This window comes from Paralimibaculum aggregatum (genome assembly GCF_030270585.1).
GTDB lineage: Bacteria > Pseudomonadota > Alphaproteobacteria > Rhodobacterales > Rhodobacteraceae > Thermohalobaculum > Thermohalobaculum aggregatum.
The window spans coordinates 1-260 of record NZ_BSYI01000186.1 but is presented as its reverse complement, the minus strand read 5'-3'; the positions used below and the strand labels follow the sequence as shown (position 1 = coordinate 260).

Below are 260 nucleotides of genomic sequence, written 5' to 3'. Positions count from 1 at the left end.
GCGTATCATGACACCATCGAGCGCCAGCTCGCGCCCGGCGGCGAGCTTGTCCATGTCGCGGGCCATGCCTCGAAGACGGCGGAAATGGCCTGCCGCATCGCCGGCGTGCTCGCGCTCGTCGACGATCTCGACGCCCCGGAGGTGGACCGGGAGACCATGGCCAGTGGCATCGCGATCGCGCAGTACCATCTCGCCGAGGTGAGGCACATCATCACCGAAGCCGACATCTCCGAGAAGATCCGCCAGGCCGAGCAGCTGCG

At 67.7% G+C, this 260-nt stretch carries 1 protein-coding gene; it reads left to right on the top strand.

Features of this window, described 5'->3' with window-relative positions; genetic code table 11:
* The coding region (locus QSJ97_RS24875; RefSeq protein WP_285675194.1) for a DUF3987 domain-containing protein at positions 1–260 on the top strand (260 nt) is incomplete at both ends.